Below are 12408 nucleotides of genomic sequence, written 5' to 3' on the forward strand. Positions count from 1 at the left end.
TTGGACAACGTTCGCGTACCCGGGGCTTCGAGGAACATTCCGCGCTCGGCGCTCCCGGGGCTGCATTCGAGCCCCGTCACGCCGCGTCACCCACGGGGTGCGGAACGTCACCATCCGTGGCAGCGTGGAAGCAGGGAATCCCCCGATTCCCCATTTACGCACCACGGAGGTCACCGTCATGGGCGGTATGCAGGACAAGCGCCACCAGCCGGGCAAGGGTCGCGAGGAGCAGACGCGCGGCCGCCAGGGGCAGGACCCGGTCCACCCCGGCGCCCGGCGGGACACTCAGGGCGTGAGCCCCGAGGAGCTCGAGCGGCGCCGCCAGGACGAGATGTCCCGCGGGCTCGACAGGGACGACGACCCGCGCGACGGCCGCTGACCCCGGTCGCACCGTCTCGCCCCCATACGCAGGACCCGGCCGGGCCCGTAGTCACCTCGGCCGGGTCCTGTCACGCGTTCGCCACCGCGCGCCCCGGTGGCGGCACCGGCACGGCTACCAGTAGTGGCGGCGTCCTCCCACCGCGTGTCCGACGGCTCCGAGGATCCACAGGATCGCGCCGATGACCAACAGGATGATCCCGATGGTCCACAGGATCGAGATGCCGGTGACGAATCCGATGACGAGCAGAATGACTCCGACAAGGATCATGGTGTGCCTCGCTCTCTGGAGGTGGGCCGCGTACGTGTCGGGCCGCGGGTTCCTTTCGGCGGAGCCGCCGCGCGTCCCGTCACCTCATGCACTGCGTCTGCCCCGTTTGCGCCGTAGTACGGGTGCCGGGGCGGAACGGTTGTCGGATACCGGGATCACCGCCCCCTGCCTTCTCCGCTAGGACACCAGTCCCTGGCCCTCCAGCTCGGTCAGCCGCACGGTGCAGAGGCCGCCGCGCTCCGTCCGCACGTCCGTCACCTTCAGCTGGGTGCCCGGCGCGAGGATGTACTCCTCCTCGCCGGTGAAGGCGGAGAACCGCCGGATCGCCACCGCCCGCGCCGGCGTGACCTCGAACAGGGTCCGCCGGCCGCGGCTGCCGAGGAACGCCTTCGCCACGCCCAGCTCGGACGTGCACGACGACACGCCCCACCACGTCACGGTCCGGCCCTGCGGATACTGCGACCGCAGATCCAGTGCCACACCGCGCCACAGCGGCCGGGTCTGCGCCGGCAGCGACTCCACCGCCGAGAACAGCAGACGCAGGTACGGCAGGTAGGGCCGCAGGCGCTCCCGGTCCGGGGACCGCAGGACGGCGTTGATCTCGCGGTAGAACGCCGACTCGCAGGTGTAGAGGTGGAGCGCCGAGACCTGGTCCCCGGTCAGGCCGTGCCCCGGCGACGACGCGCCGAACGTGCTCGACCGCTCTATGTGCCGGTCCAGTCGGGCCAGGACGTGCGACACCGGCTCGACGGCCTTGCGGAAGTCCATCAGCGGCGTGTCGAAGACCCCGGTGACGGCCGGGAGGACGAGTCCTTCGTCCTTGACGCTCGTGAGCCGTTCCAGATAGAGCTGGTGGAGCTCCATCGTCGAGGCGATGAACGCCCCCATCCGCTCCGCGACGTCACCGCGGTCCGCGCCGCCTGGGCCGGCCGCCTTCCGGTCCCAGCCCTTGCTCGGCAGCCAGTCGACCGGCTCCGCGCCCACCGCGGCCAGGGCGTCGTTCACCTGGGCGAAGTGGTCGCCCTCGCAGAAGATGTCTCCCTGGGCCGCCGGGTTCGCGTGGTCGAGGTGGCGCACCTCGACCCCCGGGTACTTCTTCTCCAGCCGCTGGACGACCCGCTTCAGGCTCCGGGCGTGCGCGCCCCACCAGGCGAACACCACACCCCGGTCCTCCTCGGCGGCGTCCTGCTTCGCCCGCAGGATCTCCTCGACGATCTGCTCGGCCACCGGGCGCCAGAAGGTGGTGTGGTGATCCGTGGGCATCGCCCCGTCGGCACTCGCCGTGAGGGAGGCGTTGAGCAGGAGCACGCCCTGGGTGAGCATCGCCTGGAACCACTCCGGCGGCGCGACCGTGTCCTCCTTCTTCAGCAGCGCGCGCACGTCGGCGATCGGCGTCTTCTTGACGATGCCGTACTTCCACATCGCGGCCGCCTTGATGAGGCAGCGGATGCTGACCACGCGGCCGAACTGGCTGTCCTTCCAGTCGTTGAAGGTGTTGTCGAACATCGCGATGCCGGTCGCGCTCTCCGCCCGCGGGTACGGGTTCTGCCCGAAGGCGACCACCTTCCACCTGTGCGGCGGGTGGGGCTTCAGCGCCTGGAACGTCAGCTCCCGCACCGGGACGACCTCCGGGCTCCGCTGGGGGCCGATGTAGTCGGCGGCGCCCGGCTGTGCCTCGATCACCGGGGCCAGCAGCGGAAGCCACGGCTCGCCGCCCCCGGTGAACAGGTCGGCGAGACCGAGGGGGTCACCGGTGGGGGAACCGGCGGCGGCCGGCGTGTCGACGTCGTTCACGAGGGCGGGGCTCCCAGAACTCGGACCGGCCGCCCCCTCGGGCGCACCGGCGTGCTGTACGGACTCGGTGGGGCGACCGCCTGCGGCCCCGCCGTGCTGGGGCACGGCGCCGGCCTGCGGGGCCTGCGCGTCAGCGGCGGGCGTGACGCCGGCCTGCGGGGCCTGCGCGTCAGCGGCGAAAGGAAGGTCGCTGCGGGACGTTGATCCGGACCCGCCGCGCGGACCCCGCTCCCTCGATGTCGTCGAGCTGCCCGAGCACCGCGGCCCGCAACTCGTCGTAGTCCGCGAACCCGTGGTCGTGGAAGAGGGTGTAGCCCGTCCACATCAGGTTGGCGCACACCCCCGCCGGGACCCCGCCGGTCCGCGCGCCCATCCCCACGAGCGCGACCGACCTGATGCTGCCGGGCTTCGCACGGTTCTGCAGGTGCACCGCCTGGAACGCGGCCGCGCAGGCCAGCGCCACGTTCATCGTCTCGCTGACGTTCTGCGCGGACTGCCGCATGGTCGGCGTCGAGATCAGATAGCGGGGCACGGTCGCCCCGGACGGGACGCACACCGCGCTGCCCACCGGCAGGCTCCCGCCGAACCGGTCGCGTATCGCCCGCTGCACCTTCACCTGGATGCCCGCGCCGAGGTGGCGCTTGACGACGGCGTCGACGCCACCGTCCATCCTGCCCTTCGCGTTGGTCGGGGACACCCACGCGTCGACGTCCTCGTCGAGCAGGGAACCCCGCCGGATCTCCACCTCGGGCGTGTCCGCGAAAGCGGACCGCCAGGCTGCCACCACCTCGTCGTTGACATCGACCAGCACGACCCTCAACGCACGTCCGAAACCCACGCATTCGCCTCTCTCGCACGACCGCTCGAACAAGATCGAAGCTATCGCGGGGCACTGACAACGCGGCCGGGGAGCGGGGTCCCCGGCGCGCGCGGGCGGAGGCGGGGCCGGGTGGTCAGTTCGCCGTTCGTGTGGCGGTCGCGGCCCTGTAGTCGTCGTCCGTGGTGTCGTAGTTGACGGTGCCCGACGTCAGGTGGCCGGCGAGGCCGAGGAGGAGGAAGAGCCAGACCAGTACCTGCGCGGCCGTGCTCAGCCGCAGGGGGCGCGTCGCGGAGTACGCGGGCTGGGCGGCGGCGCCGGGGGCGTCGCCCAGGAGTCCCTTGGGGTACACCGGCGTCAGCATCGTCGTGTAGGCCGTCAGCCGCATGCGGTAGCGGACGACGGCCGCCGTGGCTCCGAAGACGGGCTCGGGCAGCCTGCCCAGGACGATGCCGATCAGCCAGAACACCCAGCTGATCGCGAGCCAGCCGGACTGCGCGAGGCTGCTGACGATCGCCGCCGGGATCATCAGGATCAGTCGGAACAGGACGGCGAGCCGGTTGAGCGGGGTGGCCCGCAGTTCGATGCGCACCGGGTAGTCGGGGGCGTCGAAGGCGAACGGCGGGTAGCGGTCGACGAGCAGGGCCGCGGCGGCCGTGACCCTGGTCTGATAGGCGAGGACCGAGCCGAGGAAGGAGAAGATCGGGTCGGGCAGGCGGCCGAGGACCAGCGCGCTGAACCATCCCACGACGGTGACGAAGAACGCGGCGATGGACAGCACGGCGACGACGACGAACTGCGGCAGGAGCAGCAGCCAGCGCAGGAACACGGTCCAGCGACGCTGCCGTCCCGGCGGTGGCACGTCCAGGACCGGCCGCCATTCGGCTCCGTCGGCGTCGGTCGAGGGTCGGGGCTCCCACCCTGCTGCCATGGCCGTCTCCGTCTCTCCCGCGTCCCCCGCTTCCCGGGTCACGTCGATGCTGACGCAGCCGGCCGGCCCGCGCACCGCCACGGGGGCCACCTGGACCACAGGGCTTGCCCCCAGGCGTTCCGCGCGCCCTCCGGCCAGGCCGTCTCTGATACGGCGCGTAGTCGCCGCGACGAGCCGGGAACCGGGCTCGGCGCCCTTTCAAGGCGCCCCGTTCGCGGTGGGTCGGTTCGAGCGGCGGGTTCGGGGCACCCGAGAGGTCACAGGCCGAAGGGGAGTGACCTGACATGACCGCAGCCGGATCGTCATGGGCCGCCGCGAGACGTGCGGCTCGGGGGGACGTCGTACGCGTCGGTGCCCGCGTGGGTTTCGTGGCACGCGGTGTGCTCTACCTGCTCGTCGGAGTTCTGGCCGTGCGCGTCGGCCTGACGGGCACGAACGAGCAGGCCGACCGGGGCGGGGCGCTCGCCGAGGTCGCCGCGACGCCCTTCGGGGCCGTTCTGCTGTGGGCGCTTGGCATAGGACTCGCCGGGATGGCGCTGTGGCGGCTCTCCGAGGTGCTGTTCGGCGCGGCGGGGCCCGACGGCGACGGCGTGGGCAAGCGCGCCCTGTCCGGCGCGCGGTGCGTGTTCTACGGGGTGTCGTCGTTCCTGGTCCTGGCCTTCGCGGCCGGCTACCGCGGCAGCGGGGCCGGGTCCACCGACCAGCAGAGCCAGGACATCACCGCCCGCCTCCTCGGCCTGCCCGGCGGGGCGTGGTGGGTGGGCGCCGCGGCGGCCGGGCTCCTCGGCGCGGGGCTGTGGATCGCGGGCCGGGCCGTGCTGCGCGCGTACCGCAAGCACCTCGCCTGGGGCCGGATGTCGAAGGCCCAGCGGCGGTTCATGGACGTGACGGGCATCGCGGGTGGCGTGGGACGCGGTCTCGTCTTCGGCGCGATCGGCTACTTCGGCCTGCGGGCGGCGGTGACGTTCGACCCGAAGGAGTCCAAGGGGATGGACGACGCGATCCGTTCGTTCGCCCAGACCCCGGCGGGACCCTGGCTGCTCGTCGCGGTCGCCGTCGGCCTCGTCCTCTTCGGCGTGTTCTCCTTCGGCCAGGCCAAGTGGCGCGACGTGTGACACGTCGGTTCGAGCCAGGAGCGCCCGACCCCGCCGCCGTACGTCGGCGGGCCGGCGCCTCCTTAGCGGGCGCCCTCGTGAGCGGGGCATGATCGTCTCCACCTGTGTGATGGGATGTCCGCCAACGCTTGCAGAGCGCGGGGATACGTCGCGGCGACGAACGAGGACAGGAGACGGGGGCCATGACGAGCGGGCACCGGACGCATGGGGCGGGTTCCGGCCGACAGCCGTTGCGGACACGTGACCTGACCCGTGAGGCCGGGCGGGCACGGCAGCTCCTGGCCGCCGGGGAGTGGCGTCCCGCCGCCGCGGACTCCGAGGCGGCAGCGCGCGTCCTGGCCCGCCTCACGGCCCCGCTCCCCACCCGGCGGTCAGCGACCGCGGCGACGTCGGCCACGGACCGGGACCGGCGCCTTCAACGCATCCTGCGGACCACCCTCCACCACCTCGACGCGGGCGCTGTCAGCCCGCCCGCGGCCGCCCTCCTGGCCGCCGTCGCCCGCGCCTTCCTGCCGTGGCACGCCACCCCGAACCCACCGGGCGCGGCGGCGGCCCCGAGATACGGGACCCCTGTGGGGACGGCGGACGGCCCGGCCGTGCCACCGACGGAGGCGGGCGAGGCCCTCCTCCCCGATCTGATCGCACTGTTCGCCGCGCTGGTCTCCGCGAGCCCACCCGGGACCGTCCCGCTCACGCCCCCGGCCGAGCCCCGACAGGTCCGGTACGCGGGCCGCTTCCGTCGTTACGGCAGACCCGCCTCCGGGGTGTGGACCGCCGAGACCGTCGGCTGCCCGGCATGCGGGGGGAAGGACGGCCCGTGGACGGTGACCTGCGACTGGCGCCGGATCTCGCTGGGCTGCCCGTGCGGGGCGGTGACCCACGAGCACGGCCTCGCCTTCTCGGAGGTCTTCCTCCTCCTGCCGGACCCGTGACCGAGTGCCTTGACCGATCGCCCGCACGACGACGCTCCGTCGCAAGATCTGAAACGGCGACCCGCGAAGTCCGGGGCTAGACGGCGGCTTCCGGTACGCGGTCCCCGGACTCCGGGCGGTCCGGTTCGGCGGCCGGTTCGGCGGCCGGGGCGGCGACGCGCAGGGCCGCCTCGATCCGGCGGTCGGTCGTCATGGTCGCGGTGACGGCGGTCATCGCGAGGAGGAGCCCGGCCGCGGCGTAGAGCGGGGTGCGGACGCCGGAGGTGGACGCCAGCCAGCCGCCGACGAAGGCGCCGAACGGGGCGGCGCACATGGCGAGCATGCGGGACGTGGAGGCGACCCGGCCCATCAGGTGGGCGGGGACGATGGCCTGCCGGAGCGACGGGGCGAGCACCATCGTGGCGCCCATGCCCGCGCCGCAGACGGCGAGCGCGAGGCCGGCGACCCAGGGGTTCGGGGCTGCGGCCAGGCCCAGGACGGCGAGTCCCTCGACCGCGGCCGTGCAGGTCAGCGCGGTGCCGGTGCCGAGTCGCCGGCCGAGGAAGGAGGCGATGGCCGCGCCGAGGAGTCCGCCGGTGGCCTCCGCGGTGAGGAGGAGACCGAAGCCGAAGGCGCCGATGCCGAGGTGATCGTGCGCGAAGAGGGCGAGGACGGTCTCCACGGCGACGAACGCGATGTTCCCGACCGCCGGGCGCAGCGCGAGCCCGAGCAGCAGCCGGTCCCGGAACACGTACGAGGCACCGGCCCGCGCCTGCCGCAGCAGCGACTCACGGACCTGCGGTACGGGGCGGGGTGCGGCGGGCAGCGACCGTACGAGCAGGGCGGAGACCGCGAACGAGACCGCGTCGGCGAGCAGCGGGACAGCCCGCCCGAGCGCGAGCAGGGCGCTGCCCGCGGGCGGCCCGGCGAAGCCGGAGGCGGCGGTCTGGGTGCCGCGCAGGCGGGAGTTGGCGCGTTCCAGGAGCGCGGGGTCACGGCCGAGGAGGTCCGGCAGATAGGCCGTGGCGGCCGTGTCGAAGAACAGTCCGCCGAGGCCGAGCAGGAAGGCGACGGCCGCGAGGAGGGGAATGCTCAGGGCGTCGAGCGCGGCCGCGGCGGCCGGTATCGCGAGCAGCCCCGCACGCACCGCGTCCGTGACCCACATCGTGCGCCGGCGGTCCCAGCGGTCCACGAGCGCTCCGCCGAGCACGCCGAAGAGGAGCCAGGGCAGCGTGCCGGCGGCCGTGACGACGGCGAGGGCCATCGGGTCGCGCGTCAGGGTCAGTGCGAGCAGGGGCAGCGCGGCATGTGACACGCCGTCACCGAGCGAGGACACCGTCTGCGCGGTCCACAGGCGACCGAATCCGGTCGGCAGCTTCTTCATGTCGGAGCTCACTTGGCGGCTCCCTCGGTCTGCTCGCCCGACGCCGGGTGGAACAGCGCGAAGACGAGGGACGTGTCCGGAAGCGAGGGATCGGACAGCTCCCGGTACTCGTGCGCCAGCGCCTGGAGGCGGGCTCCGAGCTCCGAGAACTGCTCGTCGGTGAGCCGGAGGTGCATCATCCCCACGTGCCGCTCGCCGTCCGCCGGGGCGGCCTCCAGGTCCGCCACCGCGTGCCGCATCAGCACGTCGGGGCCTCCCTCGCCGGGGTCCGGGAGCACGATGGACCGCGCTGCCATGGCGTAGTACCGCTCGGTGACCCCCCGGACCTTGCGGGTCCGGACCACCTTCACCAGGCCGGCCCGCTCCAGGAGCCGTACGTGGTAGCTGGAACTCCCCTTCGCGAGGCCGATCCGCTCGGCGATCTGCGTGATCGTCGCGGGCTCGAAGCGGAGCACGGCCATGATCCGGTGGCGCGTGAGGTTGGAGACGGCGCGCAGTTGCTCGTCGGTGGTGACGTGGAAGGCGTCCGGAAGATCGTCTGTGGAGGGCATGGCTCAATGGTCAACACTTCTTGACCATTGAGCAAGGACGATTTTCGGCCATCAGCCGAGCACTCACGGCCGCACCACCTCACCACCAGTACGCGGGGTACCTCGGTGACGTGCGGCGGATGCGGGAACCGGCGTACCCGGTCAGGACGAGGAGGACCGTGGAGCCGAAGAGAAGGGGGACGAACCGGGCCGCCTCCGGGGTCTGCAACACGATGACCACGGCCGTGGCACAGCCGGCGGAGTGCGGTGTGCGGGCAAGCGTGGTCAGCGCCAGCGTGGCGCCCGCCGCGACGGCCGCGGCCCACGCACTGCTCCCCGCCGCGGCGAGGGCGGCGTACCCCGCGGCGGCGCCGAGCAGATGCCCGACGACGACGCTGCGGGGCTGGGCCAGCGGCAGCGTGGGCGCGGCGTGCACGAGAGCGGCGCTGGCGGCCAGCGGGGGTATCAGGACCGGTTCGTGGATGACCGCGCCGATGGCGACCAGGGCCAACAGGACGGCCGTCGCCGCGCTCACGCTGTGGAACGCGGCGGCCGGGGTCGGCCTGGCCGGAGCCCGGCCGCCGAACCGCGGCGGGCGGGGACGTTCGACGGGGGCGTGGGCGTGGGCGTGCTCGGGACGCGAGGGGGCGTCGGTAGTCATGGGTGCTGTTTCCGTGGCAGGCGGCGAAGGGGGCGGTGGCGGTGGGGACGTCTTCGTATCGGGCTCTGTGATCGACAGCCGGCCCGGCCCCGCGCATCGCCGTGGTGCGGCGGCGCGACCGCCCACGACTCTAACCTGCGGTTTTGCGGCGGTATGACGGGGGGTGGCGCACCCCGTACCGGCGGCTGAAACCGATCGCCTGCCGACCGCATGCCGATCCCATGCCGACGGCGAACCGTTTCCATACCCGCCGGCCCTAGCGTCCGGGACGGCCGGTGTGGCCGCCCGTCCCCATCCCGCGAGGAGATCCCGTGCTCGAAGGCTTCGGCGAGGCGCTCGCGGACCCGGAGTACTACCTGCCGCTGACCAGCGTGGCCGACCCCGGGCCGCGTTTCACCCCCGGCGTGGTGCCGGCGGGCGCGCGGGGCGCGGCCCAGGGCGTCTGGACGGCCTGGGCGGGCGCGCGGACCGGGCTCGCCGAGCAGGGCTGGAAGATCCACGTGTCCGCGCGACTGGACCGGGCGCAGCACGTCCTCGACACGGTCGCCGCGATCTGCTTCTCCGAAGGCGTGCCGTTCAAGCACCTGAGCGCCCGGCTCTTCTTCCTGTTCGTCCATCACAAGCACGCCGCGCGGGCCCAGGCGGGCAAGTTCTGCGTCGTCTACCCGCCGGACACGGCGACCGCCCGCCGACTCCTCGAACGCCTGCGCGACGCGCTCGACGGGGAGGAGGGGCCGTACGTCCTCACCGACCGGCGCTTCCGCGACTCGCGGACGGTCCACTACCGCTACGGCTCCTTCGGCGGCCGCAGCCGGCTGCGAGCCGACGGCACCCGGGAGGGGCTGGTCCGCGACGGCTCCGGCCGCGAGGTCGCCGACCTGCGGCTGCCCGCCTTCCACCTGCCCGAGGGGATCACGGACCCGTTCGCCGAGCGGGAGGAACCGCCGCACTCGGGCCCGATCCTGATCCGCGACTACGAGGTGACCCGCGCGGTGCGCCTGAGCAACGCCGGGGGCTCGTACGAGGCACGGGACCGGCGTACGGGCCGCCCCGTCTTCCTGAAGGAGGCCCGCGCCCACAACGGTCTGGTCTTCGACGGCACCGACGCGCGGCAGCGGCTGCGGCACGAGCACCGCGTGCTGTGCGAGCTGCACGCGGCCGCGCCCGGGGTGGGCCCGGAGCCGCTGGACCACTTCACGGAGTGGGAGCACGACTTCCTCGTCACCGAGTACGTGGCCGGGCAGCCGCTGGTGGGCTGGCTGAGCCGGTCCTCCCCCCTGGCCCGCGCCGACCGCACGGCCGCGTCCGTCGCCGCGTACTACGAGGCCTGCCGCGGTCTCCTCGCCGGCCTTGACGTCTCGCTGGAACGGGTGCACGCCGCCGGCTACCGGTTCGGCGACCTCAGCCTGGGCAACGTCATGGTCACGGCGGCGGGCGGGGTCCGTCTGGTGGACTTCGAGGCGGCGTCCGCGCTGTCCGCGGCGCCCTCCGGGATCGGCACCCCGGGGTTCACGCCGCCGCCCGGACTGGTCCGGGCCGACAGCGATCCGCTGCTGCACGACCGGTACGGCATGTCGGCGGTCGCGTTCGCCTTCCTGGCGCCGCTCCACGAGCTCGCCCGCCACGCGCCCGCCAACCTCGCGCTGCTGCACCGCGACCTGGCGGACGTGGCTCCGCCCCCGGATCTGTGGGAGCGGGCCACCGCCTTCCACCGGATGGGGCGGGGTACGGCAGACCCGACGGGGCGGCAGGCGATAGACCGGACGGGACCGTCGGCAGAGAACCTGGCGGAACCGTCGGCACCGGACCTGACCGGATCGTCGGCACCGGTCCCGACGGGGCGGCTGGCACCGGACCCGCCGGGACCGTCCGCAGAGGACCTGACGGGACGGCCGGCACCGGACCTGACAGGACCGCCGTCACCGGACCCGACGGAACCGTCCGCAGAGGACCTGACCGAACCCCCGGCACCGAACCTGACCGGACCCCCGGCACCGGACCCGAAGCCGCGGTCGGCACCGGCCCGGACGGGGCGCCTGGCACGGGATGACCACGGCGCCGACCGCCCGCCCTCCCCCGCCGAGCTGGACGCCGATCCGCGCGGCTGCCTCACCCGGCTGGCCGCGCAGGTGACCGCCGGGCTCCTGGCGACGGCCGACGCCGGCCGGCCGGAATGGGCCTTCCCTCCCTCGCCCGAGGCGTTCCGCACCAACACCGTGTGCCTGGCCTACGGCACGGCCGGGGTGGTGCACGCCCTGCGGCGCGCCGGGGCCGCGGTGCCGGAGGAGATCCGCGAACGGCTGCGTCGCGACGCCCTGGCACAGCGCGGGGCGCTGCCCCCGGGACTGCTCGTCGGCACGGCCGGCCTCGCCCCGGTCCTGGCCGGTCTCGGCCTGCTCGACGAGGCCGTCGAACTGCTCGGGGACGCCGACGGCCACCCGCTCACCGCCTCCTGCGCCACGCTGGCCGGCGGCCTGGCCGGGGTCGGCCTCGGCTGGCTCGCCCTGCACCGGCTGACCGGGGACGGCGCCCACCTGGAGCGGGCCGCCGCGGCCGGGGAGCGCCTGCTGCGGACCCCCGACCTGCCGGCCGCCCTCGGTGAGCACGACGCCCGCGGGCTGCTGCACGGCCGCTCGGGGCTCGCTCTCTTCCTGCACCGCCTGGCCCGCGCCACCGGCGATGCCCGCTGCCTGGAGGCGGGTCGCGTCCTGCTCCACCAGGAGCTCGACCGGACGTTCCCGCTGGACGACGGCTCCCTGTCCGTCTCCGACGACGCACGGTTCAGCCGTGCCATGCCGTACCTGGCCACGGGCGCGGCCGGCGTCGCCGCGGTGCTCGGCCGTTACGTGGCCACCGCGCCGGACGAGCGCTGCGCCGAGGCGCTGCCGAGGCTGGTCGCCGGCGTCCGGGTCTCCTGCGCCACGAAGGAGGCGGGGCTGTACCGGGGTCTTGCGGGACTCTCCTGGTTCCTCACGGAGCACGCCGAGCTCACCGGGACGGCGGCGGCCCGCGCGGACGCCGTGCGCGCCGCGACCGGGCTGTGGAAGTACGCCGTCCCCCACCGGCGCGGCGTGCGCTTCCTCGGAGCGGGTTCGCAGCGGTTCACCGCCGATCTGTCCAGCGGCGGGGCCGGGGTGCTGCTGGCCCTCCACCGCCTGCTGACCGGCCCGTTCCTGGCGGAGCCCCATCACGCGCGTCCCCCGGTCGCGGCCGTCGGCTGACGGCGTCGGGCGCGCGTCCCATGAACGCCTCGGCCCGGCGGCGGGCGACTCCGCCGGGCCGAGGTACCCGGGTGCCGACCGGCATCGCCCGAGCTTCGCGCCGGCGCGAGGAGATCGGCGGCACCCGAGAAGAAACCGGCACCACCCGAGAAAGAAACCGGCACCACCCCCGAGTAGAAGCGGAGAGCACCATGACTCAGATCCTCGCGCTCCAGACCCTGGACACCGAGCCGGAGGCCTGTTCCCTGCCGCCCTGCTTCAGCGTCGCCTGGAGCATCAGCGACATCTTCCCCGAGCCGATGTAACGCACCGATCCCCGGGAGGGCCGGGGCCGGTGGCCCTGCCACCGGCCCCGGCCCGGTTCGTGCGCCACGCCCTCCGGCCGCCGTGTCAGG

The 12408-nt window shown here is 74.1% G+C and carries 11 protein-coding genes; 4 read left to right on the top strand and 7 right to left on the bottom strand.

The features are described from left to right. Nucleotides 1–178 precede the first annotated feature (178 nt). Entirely contained in the window at nt 179–379 is a 201-nt protein-coding gene (locus DEJ43_RS37290) for a hypothetical protein (RefSeq protein WP_051025821.1), read from the top strand. 114 nt (nt 380–493) lie between these two features. Here the strand turns inward: DEJ43_RS37290 and DEJ43_RS37295 are convergent, their stop codons facing one another. The 4 genes from DEJ43_RS37295 to DEJ43_RS02880 form a co-directional block, all read right to left on the bottom strand. Continuing rightward, nucleotides 494–649 (bottom strand): DUF6131 family protein, encoded by a 156-nt coding sequence (locus DEJ43_RS37295; protein WP_015031798.1) that lies wholly within the window; start codon nt 647–649, stop codon nt 494–496. Between the two features lie 177 nt (nt 650–826). Further along, nucleotides 827–2443, bottom strand: a complete 1617-nt coding sequence (locus tag DEJ43_RS02870; RefSeq protein WP_015031799.1) for an ADP-ribosyltransferase domain-containing protein — start codon at nt 2441–2443, stop codon at nt 827–829. A 169-nt stretch (nt 2444–2612) separates the two neighbouring features. After that, nucleotides 2613–3254, bottom strand: a complete 642-nt coding sequence (locus DEJ43_RS02875) for a macro domain-containing protein (protein ID WP_233447916.1) — start codon at nt 3252–3254, stop codon at nt 2613–2615. Between the two features lie 142 nt (nt 3255–3396). After that, nucleotides 3397–4191: a DUF4389 domain-containing protein gene (locus DEJ43_RS02880; protein WP_041663551.1), complete on the bottom strand. Its 795-nt coding sequence runs from the start codon at nt 4189–4191 to the stop codon at nt 3397–3399. A 284-nt stretch (nt 4192–4475) separates the two neighbouring features. Between DEJ43_RS02880 and DEJ43_RS02885 the strand changes: the two genes are divergently transcribed. Then, nucleotides 4476–5306 carry a DUF1206 domain-containing protein gene (locus DEJ43_RS02885; protein WP_015031802.1) on the top strand — a complete coding sequence of 277 codons (831 nt, stop codon included), beginning with the start codon at nt 4476–4478 and terminating at the stop codon, nt 5304–5306. Between the two features lie 182 nt (nt 5307–5488). Further along, nucleotides 5489–6238 carry a hypothetical protein gene (locus tag DEJ43_RS02890; protein ID WP_015031803.1) on the top strand — a complete coding sequence of 250 codons (750 nt, stop codon included), beginning with the start codon at nt 5489–5491 and terminating at the stop codon, nt 6236–6238. 76 nt (nt 6239–6314) lie between these two features. Here the strand turns inward: DEJ43_RS02890 and DEJ43_RS02895 are convergent, their stop codons facing one another. The 3 genes from DEJ43_RS02895 to DEJ43_RS02905 form a co-directional block, all read right to left on the bottom strand. Next, the gene (locus tag DEJ43_RS02895; protein WP_199868652.1) at nt 6315–7592 is read right to left on the bottom strand and encodes an MFS transporter; all 1278 of its coding nucleotides are present in this window, start codon (nt 7590–7592) and stop codon (nt 6315–6317) included. A gap of 17 nt (nt 7593–7609) precedes the next feature. Further along, on the bottom strand, nt 7610–8152 hold the full coding sequence (locus tag DEJ43_RS02900) for an ArsR/SmtB family transcription factor (RefSeq protein WP_015031805.1): 543 nt from the start codon (nt 8150–8152) through the stop codon (nt 7610–7612). A gap of 79 nt (nt 8153–8231) precedes the next feature. After that, complete coding sequence (locus DEJ43_RS02905; RefSeq protein WP_015031806.1) at nt 8232–8792, bottom strand: HPP family protein; 561 nt, start codon at nt 8790–8792, stop codon at nt 8232–8234. Nucleotides 8793–9103: 311 nt separating this feature from the next. On the opposite strand from DEJ43_RS02905, the gene DEJ43_RS02910 reads away from it, so the two are divergent. Continuing rightward, nucleotides 9104–12013: a class III lanthionine synthetase LanKC N-terminal domain-containing protein gene (locus tag DEJ43_RS02910; RefSeq protein ID WP_051025822.1), complete on the top strand. Its 2910-nt coding sequence runs from the start codon at nt 9104–9106 to the stop codon at nt 12011–12013. Nucleotides 12014–12408: the final 395 nt, after the last annotated feature.

The organism is Streptomyces venezuelae ATCC 10712 (assembly GCF_008639165.1).
Taxonomy (GTDB): Bacteria; Actinomycetota; Actinomycetes; order Streptomycetales; family Streptomycetaceae; genus Streptomyces; species Streptomyces venezuelae.